1 protein-coding gene is annotated in these 26748 nt (G+C 60.7%); it reads left to right on the forward strand.

Annotation, left to right across the window (positions count from 1 at the left end):
- Positions 1 to 12 precede the first annotated feature (12 nt).
- Positions 13 to 26634: an immunoglobulin-like domain-containing protein gene (locus KW568_RS00680; protein WP_259537392.1), complete on the forward strand. Its 26622-nt coding sequence runs from the start codon at positions 13 to 15 to the stop codon at positions 26632 to 26634.
- Positions 26635 to 26748 lie beyond the last annotated feature (114 nt).

Below are 26748 nucleotides of genomic sequence, written 5' to 3' on the forward strand. Positions count from 1 at the left end.
ACGGAGAGTCCAATGAGCAGCGTTGTAGCCATCGTCAAAAGCATTGTCGGCCAGGTTATTGCGGTATCCCCAGAGGGCATCCGGCGTGTACTTATCGAAGGTGACCGCCTGTTGACCGGTGAGGAAGTGCTCACCGGTCCTGGTGGCGCAGTTACTCTGGAGCTGGCTGATGGCCGTACGCTCGATCTGGGCCGTGACAGCCAATGGAGCGCCGATGCGCCTGACAGCAGCACCGACCTGAGCCAGGCGGCAGCCCAGGCCGCGCCTTCGGTGGAAGAGCTGCAGCAGGCTATTGCTGCTGGTGTTGACCCGACTACTGAGCTTGAAGCTACCGCCGCTGGCCCGTCATCAGCGGGTGGTGGTGCGCTGGGCGGTGGCCACAGCTTCGTGATGCTCGAAGAAACGGCTGGCCGTGTTGACCCGACGGTTGGTTTCCCGACTGACGGGCTGGGCTTTGCGGGCGTACTCGATAACGAAGAAGTGGGCCTGCTGGACACTAACGGCAACAACCTGGTGACCACACCTACGGATACCAACGTTGCTACTGAGCTGACGCTTGGCGCAACCCCTTCTATCAGTGAAGCGGGTGGCGTAATCGTTTATACCGCCACCGTTGGTCAGGCGCCGACCACCAACCTGGTAATTACGCTGTCCAACGGTGCCGTGATCGTTATTCCGGCTGGGCAGACCAGTGGTAGTGTCAACGTCGTAGTTCCGGCAAACGACACGCCCTACATCGACGGGGGCCAGATTTCGGCGACCGTGACCGGCAGTTCCGGGGGTGGCGGGCTGACGGTGACATTGCCGCAAACGCCATCGGTTACCCAAGTGACCGATACAATCGACACCACCACTGCAACCCTGACGGCGAGCCCGTCGGTCACCGAAGGCGGCGTGATCACCTACACCGTGACCCTGAGCAACCCTGCCCAGACGCCGGTGACCGTGACCCTGTCTAACGGCCAAACCATTACCGTTGAAGCCGGCAAAACCCAGGGCAGCGTCGATTTCCAGACCCCGGCCAATGACGTCTATAACAACGGCTCGACCGTCAGCGTCACCATCGAGAACGCCACGGGCGGCAACTTCGAGCAACTGACCCCGAACCCGACGCCGGCTCAGACCACGATCAACGACTCGGTCGATACCACCACTGCAACCCTGACCGCCTCGCCAAGCGTGACCGAAGGCGGCGTGATCACCTACACCGTGACCCTGAGCAACCCTGCTCAGACGCCGGTAACCGTGACCCTGTCCAACGGTCAGACCATTACCGTTGAAGCCGGTAAAACCCAGGGCAGCATTGATTTCCAGACCCCGGCGAATGACGTCTACAACAACGGTTCGACCGTCAGCGTCACCATCGAGAACGCCACGGGCGGCAACTTCGAACAGCTGACCCCGAACCCGACGCCGGCTCAGACCACGATCAACGACTCAGTCGACACCACCACCGCGACCCTGACGGCGAGCCCGTCGGTCACCGAAGGCGGCGTGATCACCTACACCGTGACCCTGAGCAACCCTGCCCAGACGCCGGTAACCGTGACCCTGTCCAACGGCCAGGTCATCACCGTTGAAGCCGGCAAAACCCAGGGCAGCGTCGATTTCCAGACCCCGGCGAATGACGTCTACAACAACGGTTCGACCGTCAGCGTCACCATCGAGAACGCCACGGGCGGCAACTTCGAGCAGCTGACCCCGAACCCGACGCCAGCTCAGACCACGATCAACGACTCGGTCGATACCACCACTGCAACCCTGACCGCCTCGCCAAGCGTGACCGAAGGCGGCGTGATCACCTACACCGTGACCCTGAGCAACCCTGCCCAGACGCCGGTGACCGTGACCCTGTCCAACGGTCAGACCATTACCGTTGAAGCCGGTAAAACCCAGGGCAGCATTGATTTCCAGACCCCGGCGAATGACGTCTACAACAACGGTTCGACCGTCAGCGTCACCATCGAGAACGCCACGGGCGGCAACTTCGAGCAGCTGACCCCGAACCCGACGCCGGCTCAGACCACGATCAACGACTCGGTCGATACCACCACTGCAACCCTGACCGCCTCGCCAAGCGTGACCGAAGGCGGCGTGATCACCTACACCGTGACCCTGAGCAATCCTGCCCAGACGCCGGTGACCGTGACCCTGTCCAACGGCCAAACCATTACCGTTGAAGCCGGCAAAACCCAGGGCAGCGTCGATTTCCAGACCCCGGCCAATGACGTCTACAACAACGGTTCGACCGTCAGCGTCACCATCGAGAACGCCACGGGCGGCAACTTCGAGCAACTGACCCCGAACCCGACGCCGGCTCAGACCACGATCAACGACTCAGTCGACACCACCACCGCGACCCTGACGGCGAGCCCGTCGGTCACCGAAGGCGGCGTGATCACCTACACCGTGACCCTGAGCAACCCTGCCCAGACGCCGGTAACCGTGACCCTGTCCAACGGCCAGGTCATCACCGTTGAAGCCGGCAAAACCCAGGGCAGCGTCGATTTCCAGACCCCGGCGAATGACGTCTACAACAACGGTTCGACCGTCAGCGTCACCATCGAGAACGCCACGGGCGGCAACTTCGAGCAGCTGACCCCGAACCCGACGCCAGCTCAGACCACGATCAACGACTCGGTCGATACCACCACTGCAACCCTGACCGCCTCGCCAAGCGTGACCGAAGGCGGCGTGATCACCTACACCGTGACCCTGAGCAATCCTGCCCAGACGCCGGTGACCGTGACCCTGTCCAACGGTCAAACCATTACCGTTGAAGCCGGCAAAACCCAGGGCAGCGTCGATTTCCAGACTCCGGCCAATGACGTCTACAACAACGGTTCGACCGTCAGCGTCACCATCGAGAACGCCACGGGCGGCAACTTCGAGCAACTGACCCCGAACCCGACGCCGGCTCAGACCACGATCAACGACTCGGTCGATACCACCACTGCAACCCTGACCGCCTCGCCAAGCGTGACCGAAGGCGGCGTGATCACCTACACCGTGACCCTGAGCAATCCTGCCCAGACGCCGGTGACCGTGACCCTGTCCAACGGCCAAACCATTACCGTTGAAGCCGGCAAAACCCAGGGCAGCGTCGATTTCCAGACCCCGGCCAATGACGTCTATAACAACGGCTCGACCGTCAGCGTCACCATCGAGAACGCCACGGGCGGCAACTTCGAACAGCTGACCCCGAACCCGACGCCAGCTCAGACCACGATCAACGACTCGGTCGACACCACCACTGCAACCCTGACCGCCTCGCCAAGCGTGACCGAAGGCGGCGTGATCACTTACACCGTGACCCTGAGCAACCCTGCTCAGACGCCGGTAACCGTGACCCTGTCCAACGGTCAGACCATTACCGTTGAAGCCGGCAAAACCCAGGGCAGCGTTGATTTCCAGACCCCGGCCAATGACGTCTACAACAACGGTTCGACCGTCAGCGTCACCATCGAGAACGCCACGGGCGGTAATTTCGAGCAACTGACCCCGAACCCGACGCCAGCTCAGACCACGATCAACGACTCGGTCGACACCACCACCGCGACCCTGACGGCGAGCCCGTCGGTCACCGAAGGCGGCGTGATCACCTACACCGTGACCCTGAGCAACCCTGCCCAGACGCCGGTAACCGTGACCCTGTCTAACGGCCAAACCATTACCGTTGAAGCCGGCAAAACCCAGGGCAGCGTCGATTTCCAGACCCCGGCCAATGACGTCTACAACAACGGTTCGACCGTCAGCGTCACCATCGAGAACGCCACGGGCGGTAATTTCGAGCAACTGACCCCGAACCCGACGCCAGCTCAGACCACGATCAACGACTCGGTCGATACCACCACTGCAACCCTGACCGCCTCGCCAAGCGTGACCGAAGGCGGCGTGATCACCTACACCGTGACCCTGAGCAATCCTGCCCAGACGCCGGTGACCGTGACCCTGTCCAACGGCCAAACCATTACCGTTGAAGCCGGCAAAACCCAGGGCAGCGTCGATTTCCAGACCCCGGCCAATGACGTCTACAACAACGGTTCGACCGTCAGCGTCACCATCGAGAACGCCACGGGCGGCAACTTCGAGCAACTGACCCCGAACCCGACGCCAGCTCAGACCACGATCAACGACTCGGTCGACACCACCACTGCAACCCTGACCGCCTCGCCAAGCGTGACCGAAGGCGGCGTGATCACTTACACCGTGACCCTGAGCAACCCTGCTCAGACGCCGGTAACCGTGACCCTGTCCAACGGTCAGACCATTACCGTTGAAGCCGGCAAAACCCAGGGCAGTATTGATTTCCAGACCCCGGCGAATGACGTCTACAACAACGGTTCGACCGTCAGCGTCACCATCGAGAACGCCACGGGCGGCAACTTCGAGCAACTGACCCCGAACCCGACGCCGGCTCAGACCACGATCAACGACTCGGTCGATACCACCACTGCAACCCTGACCGCCTCGCCAAGCGTGACCGAAGGCGGCGTGATCACCTACACCGTGACCCTGAGCAATCCTGCCCAGACGCCGGTGACCGTGACCCTGTCCAACGGCCAAACCATTACCGTTGAAGCCGGCAAAACCCAGGGCAGCGTCGATTTCCAGACCCCGGCCAATGACGTCTACAACAACGGTTCGACCGTCAGCGTCACCATCGAGAACGCCACGGGCGGCAACTTCGAGCAACTGACCCCGAACCCGACCCCCGCCTCGACGGTCATCAATGACAGCATCGATACCGTCACCGTAAGCATTGTCAGCAATGGAAATGTGACCGAAGACCAGCAGCCTTCCTTTACTGTGAAAGTTAGCCAGGCGCTGGACCGTCCGTTGACCGTAACCCTGTCGAACGGCGACACCGTGACGATCGAAGCCGGTAAGACCGAAGTCGAGTACAAGACCTCGGTTCAGGGCGATGACGTCTATCTTGATGCAGGCTCCATCACGCTCAGTGTTACCGACGCTACAGTTCCGGGTGCCACCTTCGAGAAGCTGGCCTTGGGTGGCCCGGCTACCGTTGAGATCTCGGACACTATCAGTGAAGTAGTGGCCAAGCTGACCGCCACCCCGTCGGTCACCGAAGGCGGCGAGATCACCTACACCATCACGCTGACCAACAAAGACGGTCTGCCGATCAACAATCACTCGGAGCTGTACTTCAAGCTGACCGACGGCACCACTGTCGTTGTGGCAGCGAACAGCACTACGGGCTCGGCTACTGCAACCGCCCCGGACAACGTCTATGTCGGCACTAACGCGCCGGTGGTCAATGCCATCGACGCGGTCAGCGGTGCAGATGCGTGGAAGTTCGAAAACCTGAACCTGGACAAGACCCCGGTCAGCACCCAGGTCACCGACGAGCCAGGTACCCCAGGCAGCGAAGGCGACATCGTCAAGGTCACCATCACGGCCGACCAGACTTCGGTAGCCGAGAACGTCAAACCGACCTTCACCGTACATATCAACACCGCCTTGGCCCACGACCTGGTCGTGACCCTGAGCAACAATGCCCAGGTCACCATCAAGGCTGGCGAAACCAGCGCGCCGTACACCCACGCTGCGCAGGGCGATGACGTCTACAACGACGCTGGCCAGATCAGCCTGGGCATCAATTCTGCGGTAGACGCTACTGGTGCGACCTTCGAGAACCTCGAGCTGGGCGGTGCGGCTTCGGTCCAAGTGACCGACACCCTCGACGAAGTGGTGGCCAAGCTGACCGCCACCCCGTCGGTCACCGAAGGCGGTGAGATCACCTACACCATCACGCTGACCAACAAAGACGGTCTGCCGATCAACAACCACTCGGAGCTGTACTTCAAGCTGACCGACGGCACCACTGTCGTCGTGGCAGCCAACAGCACCACCGGTTCGGCCACTGCAACCGCCCCGGACAACGTCTATGTGGGCACTAACCAGCCGGTGGTCAATGCCATCGACGCGGTCAGCGGTGCAGATGCGTGGAAGTTCGAAAACCTGAACCTGGACAAGACCCCGGTCAGCACCCAGGTCACCGACGAGCCAGGTACCCCAGGCAACGAAGGCGACATCGTCAAGGTCACCATCACGGCCGACCAGACTTCGGTAGCCGAGAACGTCAAACCGACCTTCACCGTGCACGTCAACCAGCCGCTGGCTCACGACCTGGTCGTGACCCTGAGCAACAACGCCCAGGTCACCATCAAGGCCGGCGAAACCAGCGCGCCGTACACTCACGACGCGCAAGGCGATGACGTCTACCAGGACGCTGGCCAGATCAGCCTGGGCATCAACTCGGCGGTGGACGCCACTGGTGCTGCGTTCGAGAACCTGGAACTGGGCGGCAACGCTTCGGTTCAAGTGACTGACACCCTCGACGAAGTCGTGGCCAAGTTGACCGCCACCCCGTCGGTCACCGAAGGCGGCGAGATCACCTACACCATCACGCTGACCAACAAAGACGGTCTGCCGATCAACAACCACTCGGAGCTGTACTTCAAGCTGACCGACGGCACCACTGTCGTCGTGGCAGCCAACAGCACCACTGGTTCGGCTACTGCAACCGCCCCGGACAACGTCTATGTCGGCACTAACGCGCCGGTGGTCAATGCCATCGACGCGGTCAGCGGTGCAGATGCGTGGAAGTTCGAAAACCTGAACCTGGACAAGACCCCGGTCAGCACCCAGGTCACCGACGAGCCAGGTACCCCAGGCAGCGAAGGCGACATCGTCAAGGTCACCATCACGGCCGACCAGACTTCGGTGGCCGAGAACGTCAAGCCGACCTTCACCGTACACATCAACACCGCCTTGGCTCACGACCTGGTCGTGACCCTGAGCAACAATGCCCAGGTCACCATCAAGGCCGGCGAAACCAGCGCGCCGTACACTCACGACGCGCAAGGCGATGACGTCTACCAGGACGCTGGCCAGATCAGCCTGGGCATCAACTCGGCGGTGGACGCCACTGGTGCTGCGTTCGAGAACCTGGAACTGGGCGGCAACGCTTCGGTTCAAGTGACTGACACCCTCGACGAAGTCGTGGCCAAGCTGACCGCCACCCCGTCGGTCACCGAAGGCGGTGAGATCACCTACACCATCACGCTGACCAACAAAGACGGTCTGCCGATCAACAACCACTCGGAGCTGTACTTCAAGCTGACCGACGGCACCACTGTCGTTGTGGCAGCGAACAGCACTACGGGCTCGGCTACTGCAACCGCCCCGGACAACGTCTATGTCGGCACTAACGCGCCGGTGGTCAATGCCATCGACGCGGTCAGCGGTGCAGATGCGTGGAAGTTCGAAAACCTGAACCTGGACAAGACCCCGGTCAGCACCCAGGTCACCGACGAGCCAGGTACCCCAGGCAGCGAAGGCGACATCGTCAAGGTCACCATCACGGCCGACCAGACTTCGGTGGCCGAGAACGTCAAGCCGACCTTCACCGTACACATCAACACCGCCTTGGCTCACGACCTGGTCGTGACCCTGAGCAACAATGCCCAGGTCACCATCAAGGCCGGCGAAACCAGCGCGCCGTACACTCACGACGCGCAAGGCGATGACGTCTACCAGGACGCTGGCCAGATCAGCCTGGGCATCAACTCGGCGGTAGACGCCACTGGTGCGACCTTCGAGAACCTCGAGCTGGGCGGTGCGGCTTCGGTCCAAGTGACCGACACCCTCGACGAAGTGGTGGCCAAGCTGACCGCCACCCCGTCGGTCACCGAAGGCGGTGAGATCACCTACACCATCACGCTGACCAACAAAGACGGTCTGCCGATCAACAACCACTCGGAGCTGTACTTCAAGCTGACCGACGGCACCACTGTCGTTGTGGCAGCGAACAGCACTACGGGCTCGGCTACTGCAACCGCCCCGGACAACGTCTATGTCGGCACTAACGCGCCGGTGGTCAATGCCATCGACGCGGTCAGCGGTGCAGATGCGTGGAAGTTCGAAAACCTGAACCTGGACAAGACCCCGGTCAGCACCCAGGTCACCGACGAGCCAGGTACCCCAGGCAGCGAAGGCGACATCGTCAAGGTCACCATCACGGCCGACCAGACTTCGGTGGCCGAGAACGTCAAGCCGACCTTCACCGTACACATCAACACCGCCTTGGCTCACGACCTGGTCGTGACCCTGAGCAACAATGCCCAGGTCACCATCAAGGCCGGCGAAACCAGCGCGCCGTACACTCACGACGCGCAAGGCGATGACGTCTACCAGGACGCTGGCCAGATCAGCCTGGGCATCAACTCGGCGGTAGACGCCACTGGTGCGACCTTCGAGAACCTCGAGCTGGGCGGTGCGGCTTCGGTCCAAGTGACCGACACCCTCGACGAAGTGGTGGCCAAGCTGACCGCCACCCCGTCGGTCACCGAAGGCGGTGAGATCACCTACACCATCACGCTGACCAACAAAGACGGTCTGCCGATCAACAACCACTCGGAGCTGTACTTCAAGCTGACCGACGGCACCACTGTCGTTGTGGCAGCGAACAGCACTACGGGCTCGGCTACTGCAACCGCCCCGGACAACGTCTATGTCGGCACTAACGCGCCGGTGGTCAATGCCATCGACGCGGTCAGCGGCGCAGATGCGTGGAAGTTCGAAAACCTGAATCTGGACAAAACCCCGGTCAGCACGTCGGTCACCGACGAGCCAGGTACCCCAGGCAGCGAAGGCGACCTGGTCAAGGTCACCATCACGGCCGACCAGACTTCGGTAGCCGAGAACGTCAAGCCGACCTTCACCGTACACATCAACACCGCCCTGGCCCACGACCTGGTCGTGACCCTGAGCAACAACGCCCAGGTCACCATCAAGGCCGGTGAAACCAGCGCGCCGTACACCCACGACGCGCAAGGCGATGACGTCTACAACGACGCTGGCCAGATCAGCCTGGGCATCACGTCTGCTGTGGATGTAGACGGTCGCACCTTCGAGAACCTGCAACTGGGCGGCAACGCTTCGGTTCAAGTGACTGACACCACCGACGAAGTCGTGGCCAAGCTGACCGCGACCCCTTCGGTGACCGAAGGCGGCGAGATCACTTACACCATCACCCTGACCAACAAAGACGGCTTGCCGATCAACAACCACAGTGCATTGACCTTCACGCTGAGCGACGGCAAAACCGTCATCACCGTGCCGGCCAACGGCACCGTGGGTACTGCTACCGTGACTGCCCCGGACAACGTCTACGTCGGCACCAACGACCCTGTGATCAAATCGATCGCAACCGTTGAAGGTGCGGATGTCGGCAAGTTCGAGCAACTGACCCTCGACAAAACCCCGGTCAGCACGTCGGTTACCGACGAGCCAGGTACGCCGGGCAACGAAGGCGACCTGGTCAAGGTCACTATTACTGCTGACCAGACCTCGGTGGCTGAGAACGTCAAACCGACCTTCACCGTGCACGTCAACCAGCCGCTGGCCCACGACCTGGTCGTGACCCTGAGCAACAATGCCCAGGTCACCATCAAGGCCGGCGAGACCAGCGCGCCGTACACCCACGCTGCGCAGGGTGATGACGTCTACAACGATGCTGGCCAGATCAGCCTGGGTATCACGTCCGCTGTGGATGTAGACGGTCGCACCTTCGAAAACCTGGAGCTGGGCGGTGCCGCGAAGGTGGATGTCACCGACACCACCGACGAAGTGGTGGCCAAGCTGACCGCCACCCCTTCGGTCACCGAAGGCGGCGAGATCACCTACACCATCACCCTGACCAACAAAGACGGCCTGCCGATCAACAACCACAGTGCATTGACCTTCACGCTGAGCGACGGCAAAACCGTCATCACCGTGCCGGCCAACGGTACCGTGGGTACTGCTACCGTGACTGCCCCGGACAACGTCTACGTTGGCACCAACGACCCTGTCGTGAAGTCGATCGCAACCGTTGAAGGTGCGGATGTCGGCAAGTTCGAGCAACTGACCCTCGACAAAACCCCGGTCAGCACGTCGGTTACCGACGAGCCAGGTACCCCAGGCAGCGAAGGCGACCTGGTCAAGGTCACTATTACTGCTGACCAGACCTCGGTGGCTGAGAACGTCAAACCGACCTTCACCGTACACATCAACACCGCCCTGGCTCACGACCTGGTCGTGACCCTGAGCAACAATGCCCAGGTCACCATCAAGGCCGGCGAAACTAGCGCGCCATACACCCACGCTGCGCAAGGCGATGACGTCTACAACGACGCTGGCCAGATCAGCCTGGGCATCACGTCTGCTGTGGATGTAGACGGTCGCACCTTCGAGAACCTGCAACTGGGCGGCAACGCTTCGGTTCAAGTGACCGACACCACCGACGAAGTGGTGGCCAAGCTGACCGCGACGCCTTCGGTGACCGAAGGCGGCGAGATCACCTACACCATCACGCTGACCAACAAAGACGGCTTGCCGATCAACAACCACAGTGCATTGACCTTCACGCTGAGCGACGGCAAAACCGTCATCACCGTGCCGGCCAACGGCACCGTGGGTACTGCCACTGTCACTGCCCCGGACAACGTCTACGTCGGCGCTAACGACCCTGTCGTGAAGTCGATCGCAACCGTTGAAGGCGCGGATGTCGGCAAGTTCGAACAACTGACACTCGACAAGACGCCGGTCAGCACTACCGTCACCGACGAGCCTGGCACCCCAGGCAACGAAGGCGACATCGTCAAGGTCACCATCACGGCCGACCAGACTTCGGTGGCCGAGAACGTCAAGCCGACCTTCACCGTGCACATCAACACCGCCCTGGCTCACGACCTGGTCGTGACCCTGAGCAACAATGCTCAGGTCACCATCAAGGCCGGCGAAACCAGCGCGCCGTACACCCACGCTGCGCAAGGCGATGACGTCTACAACGACGCTGGCCAGATCAGCCTGGGCATCACCTCGGCGGTGGACGCCACTGGTGCGACCTTCGAGAACCTCGAGTTGGGCGGTGCGGCTTCGGTTCAAGTGACCGACACCACCGACGAAGTGGTGGCCAAGTTGACCGCCACCCCGTCGGTGACCGAAGGCGGTGAGATCACTTACACCATCACGCTGACCAACAAAGACGGCCTGCCGATCAACAACCACAGTGCATTGACCTTCACGCTGAGCGACGGCAAAACCGTCATCACCGTGCCGGCCAACGGCACCGTGGGCACTGCCACCGTCACTGCCCCGGACAACGTCTACGTCGGCACCAACGACCCTGTCGTGATGTCGATCGCAACCGTTGGAGGCGCGGATGTCGGTAAGTTCGAACAGCTGACGCTGGACAAGACCCCGGTCAGCACGTCGGTCACCGACGAGCCAGGCACCCCAGGCAACGAAGGCGATCTGGTTAAGGTCACCATCACCGCCGACCAGACCTCGGTAGCTGAGAACGTCAAACCGACCTTCACCGTACACATCAACACCGCCCTGGCTCACGACCTGGTCGTGACCCTGAGCAACAATGCCCAGGTCACCATCAAGGCCGGCGAAACCAGCGCGCCGTACACCCACGCTGCGCAGGGTGATGACGTTTACAACGACGCTGGCCAGATCAGCCTGGGCATCAACTCGGCGGTAGACGCCACTGGTGCGACCTTCGAGAACCTCGAGCTGGGCGGTGCGGCTTCGGTCCAAGTGACCGACACCACCGACGAAGTAGTGGCCAAGCTGACTGCCACCCCGTCGGTCACCGAAGGTGGTGAGATCACCTACACCATCACCCTGACCAACAAAGATGGTCTGCCGATCAACAACCACAGTGCATTGACCTTCACGCTGAGCGACGGCAAAACCGTCATCACCGTGCCGGCCAACGGTACTGTGGGTACTGCTACCGTGACTGCCCCGGACAACGTCTACGTTGGCACCAACGACCCTGTGATCAAATCGATCGCTACCGTTGAAGGCGCAGATGTCGGCAAGTTCGAACAACTGACACTCGACAAGACCCCGGTCAGCACTACCGTCACCGACGAGCCTGGTACCCCAGGCAACCCGGGCGGCAGCAACGAAGGCGACCTGGTCAAGGTCACTATCACGGCCGACCAGACTTCGGTGGCCGAGAACGTCAAGCCGACCTTCACCGTGCACATCAACACCGCTCTGGCTCACGACCTGGTCGTGACCCTGAGCAACAATGCCCAGGTCACCATCAAGGCCGGCGAAACCAGCGCGCCATACACCCACGCTGCTCAGGGTGATGACGTTTACAACGACGCTGGCCAGATCAGCCTGGGCATCACGTCTGCTGTGGATGTAGACGGTCGCACCTTCGAAAACCTGGAGCTGGGCGGTGCCGCGAAGGTGGATGTCACCGACACCACCGACGAAGTCGTGGCCAAGCTGACCGCGACCCCTTCGGTCACCGAAGGCGGCGAGATCACTTACACCATCACGCTGACCAACAAAGACGGCTTGCCGATCAACAACCACAGTGCATTGACCTTTACGCTGAGCGACGGCAAAACCGTCATCACCGTGCCGGCCAACGGCACCGTGGGTACTGCCACTGTCACTGCCCCGGACAACGTCTACGTTGGCACCAACGACCCTGTGATCAAATCGATCGCAACCGTTGAAGGCGCAGATGTCGGCAAGTTCGAGCAACTGACGCTGGACAAAACCCCGGTCAGCACGTCGGTTACCGACGAGCCAGGTACGCCGGGCAACGAAGGCGACCTGGTCAAAGTCACCATCACGGCTGACCAGACCTCGGTGGCCGAGAACGTCAAGCCGACCTTCACCGTGCACATCAACACCGCCCTGGCTCACGACCTGGTCGTGACCCTGAGCAACAATGCTCAGGTCACCATCAAGGCCGGCGAAACCAGCGCGCCGTACACCCACGCTGCGCAGGGCGATGACGTCTACAACGATGCTGGCCAGATCAGCCTGGGTATCACGTCTGCTGTGGATGTAGACGGTCGCACCTTCGAAAACCTGGAGCTGGGCGGTGCGGCTTCGGTTCAAGTGACCGACACCACCGACGAAGTGGTGGCCAAGCTGACTGCTACCCCGTCGGTGACCGAAGGCGGCGAGATCACCTACACCATTACCCTGACCAACAAAGACGGCCTGCCGATCAACAACCACAGTGCATTGACCTTCACGCTGAGCGACGGCAAAACCGTCATCACCGTGCCGGCCAACGGTACCGTGGGTACTGCTACCGTCACTGCACCGGACAACGTCTACGTTGGCACCAACGACCCGGTGATCAAATCGATCGCAACCGTTGAAGGTGCGGATGTCGGCAAGTTCGAACAACTGACACTCGACAAGACCCCGGTCAGCACGTCGGTTACCGACGAGCCGGGCACTCCAGGCAACGAAGGCGACCTGGTCAAGGTCACCATCACGGCCGACCAGACTTCGGTGGCCGAGAACGTCAAGCCGACCTTCACCGTGCACGTCAACCAGCCGCTGGCTCACGACCTGGTCGTGACCCTGAGCAACAATGCTCAGGTCACCATCAAGGCCGGCGAAACCAGCGCGCCGTACACCCACGCTGCACAAGGCGATGACGTCTACAACGACGCTGGCCAGATCAGCCTGGGCATCGCGTCTGCTGTGGATGTAGACGGTCGCACCTTCGAAAACCTGGAGCTGGGCGGTGCCGCGAAGGTGGATGTCACCGACACCACCGACGAAGTCGTGGCCAAGCTGACCGCGACCCCTTCGGTCACCGAAGGCGGCGAGATCACTTACACCATCACGCTGACCAACAAAGACGGCTTGCCGATCAACAACCACAGTGCATTGACCTTTACGCTGAGCGACGGCAAAACCGTCATCACCGTGCCGGCCAACGGCACCGTGGGTACTGCCACTGTCACTGCCCCGGACAACGTCTACGTTGGCACCAACGACCCTGTGATCAAATCGATCGCAACCGTTGAAGGCGCAGATGTCGGCAAGTTCGAGCAACTGACCCTCGACAAGACGCCGGTCAGCACTACCGTCACCGACGAGCCTGGTACCCCAGGCAACCCGGGCGGCAGCAACGAAGGCGACCTGGTCAAGGTCACCATCACGGCCGACCAGACTTCGGTGGCCGAGAACGTCAAGCCGACCTTCACCGTGCACGTTAACCAGCCGCTGGCCCACGACCTGGTCGTGACCCTGAGCAACAATGCCCAGGTCACCATCAAGGCTGGCGAAACCAGCGCGCCGTACACCCACGCTGCTCAGGGTGATGACGTCTACAACGACGCTGGCCAGATCAGCCTGGGCATCACGTCTGCTGTGGATGTAGACGGTCGCACCTTCGAGAACCTGCAACTGGGCGGCAACGCTTCGGTTCAAGTGACCGACACCACCGATGAAGTAGTGGCCAAGCTGACCGCGACGCCTTCGGTGACCGAAGGTGGTGAGATCACCTACACCATCACCCTGACCAACAAAGATGGTCTGCCGATCAACAACCACAGTGCATTGACCTTCACGCTGAGCGACGGCAAAACCGTCATCACCGTGCCGGCCAACGGCACCGTGGGCACTGCCACCGTCACTGCCCCGGACAACGTCTACGTCGGTACCAACGACCCGGTGATCAAATCGATCGCAACCGTTGAAGGTGCGGATGTCGGCAAGTTCGAGCAACTGACCCTCGACAAAACCCCGGTCAGCACGTCGGTTACCGACGAGCCGGGCACTCCAGGCAACGAAGGCGACCTGGTCAAGGTCACCATCACGGCCGACCAGACTTCGGTGGCCGAGAACGTCAAGCCGACCTTCACCGTGCACGTCAACCAGCCGCTGGCTCACGACCTGGTCGTGACCCTGAGCAACAATGCTCAGGTCACCATCAAGGCCGGCGAAACCAGCGCGCCGTACACCCACGCTGCACAAGGCGATGACGTCTACAACGACGCTGGCCAGATCAGCCTGGGCATCGCGTCTGCTGTGGATGTAGACGGTCGCACCTTCGAAAACCTGGAGCTGGGCGGTGCCGCGAAGGTGGATGTCACCGACACCACCGACGAAGTCGTGGCCAAGCTGACCGCGACCCCTTCGGTCACCGAAGGCGGCGAGATCACTTACACCATCACGCTGACCAACAAAGACGGCTTGCCGATCAACAACCACAGTGCATTGACCTTTACGCTGAGCGACGGCAAAACCGTCATCACCGTGCCGGCCAACGGCACCGTGGGTACTGCCACTGTCACTGCCCCGGACAACGTCTACGTTGGCACCAACGACCCTGTGATCAAATCGATCGCAACCGTTGAAGGCGCAGATGTCGGCAAGTTCGAGCAACTGACCCTCGACAAGACGCCGGTCAGCACTACCGTCACCGACGAGCCTGGTACCCCAGGCAACCCGGGCGGCAGCAACGAAGGCGACCTGGTCAAGGTCACCATCACGGCCGACCAGACTTCGGTGGCCGAGAACGTCAAGCCGACCTTCACCGTGCACGTTAACCAGCCGCTGGCCCACGACCTGGTCGTGACCCTGAGCAACAATGCCCAGGTCACCATCAAGGCTGGCGAAACCAGCGCGCCGTACACCCACGCTGCTCAGGGTGATGACGTCTACAACGACGCTGGCCAGATCAGCCTGGGCATCACGTCTGCTGTGGATGTAGACGGTCGCACCTTCGAGAACCTGCAACTGGGCGGCAACGCTTCGGTTCAAGTGACCGACACCACCGATGAAGTAGTGGCCAAGCTGACCGCGACGCCTTCGGTGACCGAAGGTGGTGAGATCACCTACACCATCACCCTGACCAACAAAGATGGTCTGCCGATCAACAACCACAGTGCATTGACCTTCACGCTGAGCGACGGCAAAACCGTCATCACCGTGCCGGCCAACGGCACCGTGGGCACTGCCACCGTCACTGCCCCGGACAACGTCTACGTCGGTACCAACGACCCGGTGATCAAATCGATCGCAACCGTTGAAGGTGCGGATGTCGGCAAGTTCGAGCAACTGACCCTCGACAAAACCCCGGTCAGCACGTCGGTTACCGACGAGCCAGGTACGCCGGGCAACGAAGGCGACCTGGTCAAAGTCACCATTACGGCTGACCAGACTTCGGTGGCCGAGAACGTCAAACCGACGTTCACCGTGCACGTCAACCAGCCGCTGGCTCACGACCTGGTCGTGACCCTGAGCAACAATGCCCAGGTCACCATCAAGGCTGGCGAAACCAGCGCACCGTACACCCACGACGCGCAGGGCGATGACGTCTATCAGGACGCTGGCCAGATCAGCCTGGGTATCAACTCGGCAGTAGACGCCACTGGCGCTGCGTTCGAGAACCTCGAGTTGGGCGGTGCTGCTTCGGTCCAAGTGACCGATACCACCGACGAAGTGGTGGCCAAGTTGACCGCGACCCCGTCGGTCACCGAAGGCGGCGAGATCACCTACACCATCACCCTGACCAACAAAGATGGTCTGCCGATCAACAACCACAGTGCATTGACCTTCACGCTGAGCGACGGCAAAACCGTCATCACCGTGCCGGCCAACGGCACCGTGGGTACTGCTACCGTCACTGCACCGGACAACGTCTACGTTGGCACCAACGACCCTGTGATCAAATCGATCGCTACCGTTGAAGGCGCAGATGTCGGCAAGTTCGAACAACTGACACTCGACAAGACCCCGGTCAGCACTACCGTCACCGACGAGCCTGGTACCCCAGGCAACCCGGGCGGCAGCAACGAAGGCGACCTGGTCAAGGTCACTATCACGGCCGACCAGACTTCGGTGGCCGAGAACGTCAAACCGACCTTCACCGTACACATCAACACCGCCCTGGCCCACGATTTGGTCGTGACCCTGAGCAACAATGCTCAGGTCACCATCAAGGCCGGCGAGACCAGCGCGCCATACACCCACGCTGCGCAGGGTGATGACGTCTACAACGACGCTGGCCAGATCAGCCTGGGCATCACGTCTGCTGTGGATGTAGACGGTCGCACCTTCGAAAACCTGGAGCTGGGCGGTGCCGCCAAGGTGGATGTCACCGACACCACCGACGAAGTGGTGGCCAAGCTGACCGCGACCCCTTCGGTCACCGAAGGCGGCGAGATCACTTACACCATCACGCTGACCAACAAAGACGGCTTGCCGATCAACAACCACAGTGCATTGACCTTCACGCTGAGCGACGGCAAAACCGTCATCACCGTGCCGGCCAACGGCACCGTGGGTACTGCCACTGTCACTGCCCCGGACAACGTCTACGTTGGCAACAACGACCCTGTGATCAAATCGATCGCAACCGTTGAAGGTGCGGATGTCGGCAAGTTCGAGCAACTGACACTGGACAAGACCCCGGTCAGCACGTCGGTCACCGACGAGCCGGGCACCCCAGGCAACGAAGGCGATCTGGTCAAGGTCACCATCACGGCCGACCAGACTTCGGTGGCCGAGAACGTCAAACCGACCTTCACCGTACACATCAACACCGCCCTGGCCCACGATCTGGTCGTGACCCTGAGCAACAATGCCCAGGTCACCATCAAGGCTGGCGAAACCAGCGCACCGTACACCCACGACGCGCAGGGCGATGACGTCTATCAGGACGCTGGCCAGATCAGCCTGGGTATCAACTCGGCAGTAGACGCCACTGGCGCTGCGTTCGAGAACCTCGAGTTGGGCGGTGCTGCTTCGGTCCAAGTGACCGATACCACCGACGAAGTGGTGGCCAAGTTGACCGCGACCCCGTCGGTCACCGAAGGCGGCGAGATCACCTACACCATCACCCTGACCAACAAAGATGGTCTGCCGATCAACAACCACAGTGCATTGACCTTCACGCTGAGCGACGGCAAAACCGTCATCACCGTGCCGGCCAACGGCACCGTGGGTACTGCTACCGTCACTGCACCGGACAACGTCTACGTTGGCACCAACGACCCTGTGATCAAATCGATCGCTACCGTTGAAGGCGCAGATGTCGGCAAGTTCGAGCAACTGACGCTGGACAAAACCCCGGTCAGCACGTCGGTTACCGACGAGCCAGGTACGCCGGGCAACGAAGGCGACCTGGTCAAAGTCACCATCACGGCCGACCAGACTTCGGTAGCCGAGAACGTCAAGCCGACCTTCACCGTACACATCAACACCGCCCTGGCCCACGACCTGGTCGTGACCCTGAGCAACAACGCCCAGGTCACCATCAAGGCCGGTGAAACCAGCGCGCCGTACACCCACGACGCGCAAGGCGATGACGTCTACAACGACGCTGGCCAGATCAGCCTGGGCATCACGTCTGCTGTGGATGTAGACGGTCGCACCTTCGAGAACCTGCAACTGGGCGGCAACGCTTCGGTTCAAGTGACTGACACCACCGACGAAGTAGTGGCCAAGTTGACCGCGACGCCTTCGGTGACCGAAGGCGGTGAGATCACTTACACCATCACGCTGACCAACAAAGACGGCTTGCCGATCAACAACCACAGTGCATTGACCTTCACGCTGAGCGACGGCAAAACCGTCATCACCGTGCCGGCCAACGGCACCGTGGGCACTGCCACCGTCACTGCCCCGGACAACGTCTACGTCGGCACCAACGACCCTGTGATCAAATCGATCGCTACCGTTGAAGGCGCAGATGTCGGCAAGTTCGAACAACTGACACTCGACAAGACCCCGGTCAGCACGTCGGTTACCGACGAGCCGGGTACCCCAGGCAGCGAAGGCGACCTGGTCAAGGTCACTATTACTGCTGACCAGACCTCGGTGGCTGAGAACGTCAAACCGACCTTCACCGTACACATCAACACCGCCCTGGCCCACGATTTGGTCGTGACCCTGAGCAACAACGCTCAGGTCACCATCAAGGCCGGCGAGACCAGCGCGCCATACACCCACGCTGCGCAGGGTGATGACGTCTACAACGACGCTGGCCAGATCAGCCTGGGCATCACGTCTGCTGTGGATGTAGACGGTCGCACCTTCGAAAACCTGGAGCTGGGCGGTGCCGCGAAGGTGGATGTCACCGACACCACCGACGAAGTGGTGGCCAAGCTGACCGCGACCCCTTCGGTCACCGAAGGCGGCGAGATCACCTACACCATCACGCTGACCAACAAAGACGGTCTGCCGATCAATAACCACAGTGCATTGACCTTCACGCTGAGCGACGGCAAAACCGTCATCACCGTGCCGGCTAATGGCACCGTGGGTACTGCCACCGTGACTGCCCCGGACAACGTCTACGTCGGCGCTAACGACCCTGTCGTGAAGTCGATCGCTACCGTTGAAGGCGCGGATGTCGGCAAGTTCGAGCAACTGACACTCGACAAGACCCCGGTCAGCACGTCGGTTACCGACGAGCCTGGTACCCCAGGCAACCCGGGCGGCAGCAACGAAGGCGACCTGGTCAAGGTCACTATTACTGCTGACCAGACCTCGGTGGCTGAGAACGTCAAACCGACCTTCACCGTACACATCAACACCGCCTTGGCTCACGACCTGGTCGTGACCCTGAGCAACAATGCCCAGGTCACCATCAAGGCTGGCGAGACCAGCGCGCCTTACACCCACGCTGCGCAAGGCGATGACGTCTACAATGACGCTGGCCAGATCAGCCTGGGCATCACGTCTGCTGTGGATGTAGACGGTCGCACCTTCGAAAACCTGGAGCTGGGCGGTGCCGCGAAGGTGGATGTCACCGACACCACCGACGAAGTCGTGGCCAAGCTGACCGCGACCCCTTCGGTGACCGAAGGTGGTGAGATCACCTACACCATCACGCTGACCAACAAAGACGGCTTGCCGATCAACAACCACAGTGCATTGACCTTTACGCTGAGCGACGGCAAAACCGTCATCACCGTGCCGGCTAATGGTACCGTGGGTACTGCCACTGTCACTGCCCCGGACAACGTCTACGTCGGCGCTAACGACCCTGTCGTGAAGTCGATCGCAACCGTTGAAGGCGCGGATGTCGGCAAGTTCGAGCAACTGACGCTGGACAAGACCCCGGTCAGCACTACCGTCACCGACGAGCCTGGTACCCCAGGCAACCCGGGCGGCAGCAACGAAGGCGACCTGGTCAAGGTCACCATCACGGCCGACCAGACTTCGGTGGCCGAGAACGTCAAACCGACCTTCACCGTGCACATCAACACTGCCCTGGCTCACGACCTGGTCGTGACCCTGAGCAACAATGCTCAGGTCACCATCAAGGCCGGCGAAACCAGCGCGCCGTACACCCACGCTGCGCAAGGCGATGACGTCTACAACGACGCTGGCCAGATCAGCCTGGGCATCACGTCTGCTGTGGATGTAGACGGTCGCACCTTCGAGAACCTGCAACTGGGCGGCAACGCTTCGGTTCAAGTGACCGACACCACCGATGAAGTAGTGGCCAAGCTGACCGCGACGCCTTCGGTGACCGAAGGTGGTGAGATCACCTACACCATCACCCTGACCAACAAAGATGGTCTGCCGATCAACAACCACAGTGCATTGACCTTCACGCTGAGCGACGGCAAAACCGTCATCACCGTGCCGGCTAATGGCACCGTGGGTACTGCCACCGTGACTGCCCCGGACAACGTCTACGTCGGCGCTAACGACCCTGTCGTGAAGTCGATCGCTACCGTTGAAGGCGCGGATGTCGGCAAGTTCGAGCAACTGACACTCGACAAGACCCCGGTCAGCACGTCGGTTACCGACGAGCCTGGTACCCCAGGCAACCCGGGCGGCAGCAACGAAGGCGACCTGGTCAAGGTCACTATTACTGCTGACCAGACCTCGGTGGCTGAGAACGTCAAACCGACCTTCACCGTACACATCAACACCGCCTTGGCTCACGACCTGGTCGTGACCCTGAGCAACAATGCCCAGGTCACCATCAAGGCTGGCGAGACCAGCGCGCCGTACACCCACGCTGCGCAGGGTGATGACGTCTACAACGATGCTGGCCAGATCAGTCTGGGTATCACGTCCGCTGTGGATGTAGACGGTCGCACCTTCGAAAACCTGGAGCTGGGCGGTGCCGCGAAGGTGGATGTCACCGACACCACCGACGAAGTGGTGGCCAAGCTGACCGCCACCCCTTCGGTCACCGAAGGCGGCGAGATCACCTACACCATCACCCTGACCAACAAAGACGGCCTGCCGATCAACAACCACAGTGCATTGACCTTCACGCTGAGCGACGGCAAAACCGTCATCACCGTGCCGGCTAATGGCACCGTGGGCACTGCCACCGTGACTGCCCCGGACAACGTCTACGTCGGTACCAACGACCCTGTCGTGATGTCGATCGCAACCGTTGAAGGTGCGGATGTCGGCAAGTTCGAGCAACTGACCCTCGACAAAACCCCGGTCAGCACGTCGGTTACCGACGAGCCAGGTACCCCAGGCAGCGAAGGCGACCTGGTCAAGGTCACTATTACTGCTGACCAGACCTCGGTGGCTGAGAACGTCAAACCGACCTTCACCGTACACATCAACACTGCCCTGGCTCACGACCTGGTCGTGACCCTGAGCAACAATGCCCAGGTCACCATCAAGGCCGGCGAAACTAGCGCGCCATACACCCACGCTGCGCAAGGCGATGACGTCTACAACGACGCTGGCCAGATCAGCCTGGGCATCACGTCTGCTGTGGATGTAGACGGTCGCACCTTCGAAAACCTGGAGCTGGGCGGTGCCGCGAAGGTGGATGTCACCGACACCACCGACGAAGTCGTGGCCAAGCTGACCGCGACCCCTTCGGTCACCGAAGGCGGCGAGATCACTTACACCATCACGCTGACCAACAAAGACGGCTTGCCGATCAACAACCACAGTGCATTGACCTTCACGCTGAGCGACGGCAAAACCGTCATCACCGTGCCGGCCAACGGCACCGTGGGTACTGCCACTGTCACTGCCCCGGACAACGTCTACGTTGGCACCAACGACCCTGTCGTGAAGTCGATCGCAACCGTTGAAGGCGCAGATGTCGGCAAGTTCGAACAACTGACACTCGACAAGACCCCGGTCAGCACGTCGGTCACCGACGAGCCGGGCACCCCAGGCAACGAAGGCGACCTGGTCAAGGTCACCATCACGGCCGACCAGACTTCGGTGGCCGAGAACGTCAAGCCGACCTTCACCGTGCACATCAACACCGCCCTGGCCCACGATCTGGTCGTGACCCTGAGCAACAATGCCCAGGTCACCATCAAGGCCGGCGAGACCAGCGCGCCATACACCCACGCTGCGCAAGGCGATGACGTCTACAACGATGCTGGCCAGATCAGCCTGGGTATCAATTCGGCGGTAGACGTCACTGGCGCTAAGTTCGAGAACCTGCAACTGGGCGGTGCGGCTACCGTTCAGGTTACCGACACCACCGACGAAGTGGTGGCCAAGCTGACCGCGACCCCTTCGGTCACCGAAGGTGGTGAGATCACCTACACCATCACCCTGACCAACAAAGATGGTCTGCCGATCAACAACCACAGTGCATTGACCTTCACGCTGAGCGACGGCAAAACCGTCATCACTGTGCCGGCCAACGGCACCGTGGGTACTGCTACCGTGACTGCCCCGGACAACGTCTACGTCGGTACCAACGACCCGGTGATCAAATCGATCGCAACCGTTGAAGGCGCAGATGTCGGCAAGTTCGAACAACTGACACTCGACAAGACCCCGGTCAGCACGTCGGTTACCGACGAGCCGGGCACCCCAGGCAACGAAGGCGACCTGGTCAAGGTCACCATCACGGCCGACCAGACTTCGGTGGCCGAGAACGTCAAGCCGACCTTCACCGTGCACATCAACACCGCCCTGGCCCACGATCTGGTCGTGACCCTGAGCAACAATGCCCAGGTCACCATCAAGGCCGGCGAGACCAGCGCGCCATACACCCACGCTGCGCAAGGCGATGACGTCTACAACGATGCTGGCCAGATCAGCCTGGGTATCAATTCGGCGGTAGACGTCACTGGCGCTAAGTTCGAGAACCTGCAACTGGGCGGTGCGGCTACCGTTCAGGTTACCGACACCACCGACGAAGTGGTGGCCAAGCTGACCGCGACCCCTTCTGTCACCGAAGGTGGTGAGATCACCTACACCATCACCCTGAGCAACAAAGATGGTCTGCCGATCAACAACCACAGTGCATTGACCTTCACGCTGAGCGACGGCAAAACCGTCATCACCGTGCCGGCCAACGGTACCGTGGGTACTGCTACCGTGACTGCCCCGGACAACGTCTACGTTGGCACCAACGACCCTGTGATCAAATCGATCGCAACCGTTGAAGGTGCGGATGTCGGCAAATTCGAGCAACTGACGCTGGACAAAACCCCGGTCAGCACCGCTGTGACCGACGAACCAGGTACGGGAACGCCGGGCACCGGCAACCAGGGTGACGTCACCACCGTTGGTATTACCGGCACGTCTTCTCTGACCGAAGGTGAAACCGGCCAGTACACGCTGATCCTGAGCAACGCGTCCAAGTCCGAAGTCACTATCACCCTTAGCTACAGCGGTACCGCCAAAAACGGTGATGACTTCACCGGTGTTGCGACCGTGAAGATTCCGGCCAACAGCACAGGCACGACGTTCAACATCGCTACCATCGATGACAAACTGGTCGAAGGTACCGAGAACTTCGTCGTGAAGATCGAAGCCGCCACGGGTGGTAACTTCGAGAACCTGCAGGTTGATAGCAGCAAATCGAGCGTGACGACCACCATTCTCGACAATGACCACCTGCCGGTTTCGCCTGGCGGCGCAGTATTTGGCGTGGAGGACACCGATTACGTGTTTGCCTGGAGTGATTTCAAAGTCACTGATGCCGACGGCAACACTAACCTGTCTGTGACCATTACCTCGCTCCCGGCCGCCGGCAACTTGCAGTTCTTCAACGGTACTGCATGGGTAAATGTGGCCGTTGGCCAGGTGGTCAGCCAGGCTGATATCACTGCCAAGAACCTGAAGTTCGTTCCGGCCCTCAACCAGTCGGGTGCGGACAACTACGGTGGTACTGGCGTGGGTAACCAGAAGGCTGACTACGCCCAGTTCAAGTTCAAGCCGAACGATGGCACCAACTTGGGCAGCGAAGTGACCATGAAGGTCGATATCAGCCCGGTTGCCGACAAACCGACCCTGAGCTTCGGCAGCGCCGATATCGAGTCCAAAGGGCTGACCAAGGAAGTCTGGACCAGCCTCAAAGGCCTGGGTACTGGCGGCAACGGCATTACCGGCGAGGATCTGAAGACGGTCTTTGCCAACTCCGGCAGCGCGAACTCCAGCAGCACCACGACCAACGTGCAGTCCGATGGCAGCGTCACCGCTGGCACCGGTTCGAAAACGTCGGGCCTGATCTACCTGGAAGCCGGCAAGGTCTATACCTTCAGTGGCTTGGCCGACGACAGCTTCGTGGTCACCATCGGTGGCAAGACTGTAGTCACGGCCACCTGGGGAGCCGGTGGCGGGGTGTCGGGTACCTTTACCCCAAATACCAGCGGCTACTACCCGATCGAGGTCTACCATGCCAACCAGTCCGGTCCAGGCAGCTATGACCTGAACATCCAGGTAGGCTCCGGTGCCGTTACCGACCTGAGCAGCTCGAACGTCAAGATGTACCAGAACGTGACCGAGATGGCGAACGCAGGCCTGGGCGTGTCCGACCTGCACACCGTGAATGGTCAGAGCTACTACGACGGCTACAAGCTCAACGAAGGGCCTGAGGGTGGCTCGGTGAAACTGGTCGGTATTTCCACCGCCCTGACCGACACTGACGGCTCCGAAAGCCTGAACGTGACACTCAGCGGTATCCCGAAAGGTACCGTATTGAGCGATGGTGCAGGCCACACGGTCACGGTTGGTACTGCCCCGGTCGATGTGACAGGCTGGAAACTCAGCAGCCTGACGCTGACCCCGCCGGCCTATTACAAAGGCTCGTTCGACATCACGGTTACCTCGACTGCCACCGAAAGCCTGGGCGGCTCGGCCATCACCACCGGCAATATCCCGGTGACGGTGTACGCTGCGACCTACAAGGCCAGTGTAGGTACCTCGGGCAATGACACGATGACCGGTAGTGAAGGCAACGACATCATCGTCGCTGACGTATCCGGGCTGAACGTGGTTCAGGGCAAGAACTACAACATCGCCTTCATGGTCGATAGCTCGGGCAGTATGAGCGACAAGTCGATTGCCGACGCCAAGACGCAGTTGGCCTCGGTGTTCAACACGCTCAAGGCCAGCCTGGGCTCGGACACCTCGGGTACCGTAAACATCTTCCTGGTCGACTTCGATACCCAGGTAAACAAGAACGTGGCAGTGAACCTTGCCGACCCGGATGCTTTGAGCAAGTTGCAGGCGGTATTGAACTCGATGGTGGGCGGCTACTACGGTGGCGGTACCAACTATGAAGACGCGTTCAAGACCACGTCCAACTTCTTCAACAGCACCATGGCCACCGGCAACAAAGGTGCGGAGAACCTGACTTACTTCATTACCGACGGTAAGCCAACCTATTATCAGAGCGGTGAGTCCACCAACCCTAGCCTGTGGAAGAATGGCAAAAGCCTGGATGATGTAGTCAACGTCAACAATTACAAGATGGGTGACACGTTCAGCGCCTGGGCCGATGCGACTCACAAGGTCGAGATCAGCAGCAATGGTGTGGTCAAAGTGCTGACCTATACCGAGAACCGCCGCGGTGAGTTGGTGCTTGACTCCACCAAGACGGTCGGCACCCTTCACGCACAAGGTGATGGTACCTATGAACTCTCCAGCCTGGACGGTACCGGCTACGCGGATTACTGGAACTACGTCTACTCGGCCGCAGGTTCTACTGAAAGTTTCGCAGTATTGGGCGGCACCAATGGCTTGAGCAAAGTCCAGGCTATCGGCCTGAACAGCGATGTCACGCTGAACGATCTGAAACCTTACGACAGTGCCGGCAAGCCACAGACCAATATCGACCCGTCCGATTTGGCCAAGGCGATTCTCGGTCACTCCGAAGCAACGGTGCCAGGTGCCGACACCATTGATAGTGGTAACGGCAACGACATCATCTTCGGTGACCTGATCACCCTCAACGGTGTCGTCAGCGAGGGTTACCAGGCCCTGCAGACGTACGTTGCACAGAAGAGCGGTGTTGAAGTCAGTGCTGTCACTACCAGCAATGTTCACCAGTACATCACCGAGCACTACACCGAGTTCGATATCTCCGGTGCCAAAGACGGCAATGACATCCTGTCGGGCGGCAATGGCAATGACATCCTCTTCGGCCAAGGTGGCAGCGACACGCTCGATGGTGGCAAAGGTAACGACATCCTGCTGGGCGGTACCGGCAATGACTCCCTGATCGGTGGCCAGGGCGACGATATCCTGATCGGTGGCAGCGGTGCCGACACCTTCGTATGGAAGGCTGGCGACATCGGTAACGACGTGATCAAGGACTTCAACAAGGCCGAGGGTGACCGTATCGACCTGAAGGACCTGCTGCAGGGCGAGAAGGGCAGCACCATCGACAACTACCTGAAGCTCACCACGGTGGAGGGTACGACCACGTTGCAAGTCAGCAGCGAAGGCAAGCTCAACGCCGAAGGTGGTATCGCCAACGCCGACGTGACTATCAAACTGGAAGGGGTGAACTGGTCCAACCAGACGATCAACTCGTTGATCAGCGGTGCCGATCCGACCATCATCATCCACAACAAGGACAGCTGACAGACCACCGGGGCCGCACAGCGGCCCCGGCTCTTTCCTGCTACCCGCCAACAGCGCATACTCTGGCGCCGGGCCTGCGCGCCCGGCGATCTTTGCCTATGCTGCTGTCTACCA

Source organism: Pseudomonas sp. HD6515, assembly GCF_024971855.1.
GTDB classification, from domain to species: domain Bacteria; phylum Pseudomonadota; class Gammaproteobacteria; order Pseudomonadales; family Pseudomonadaceae; genus Aquipseudomonas; species Aquipseudomonas alloputida.

What these genes read in the sequence shown, in the direction of transcription:
- KW568_RS00680 (WP_259537392.1), top strand. Translation starts at nt 13, where the DNA reads ATGAGCAGCGTTGTAGCCATCGTCAAAAGCATTGTCGGCCAGGTTATT.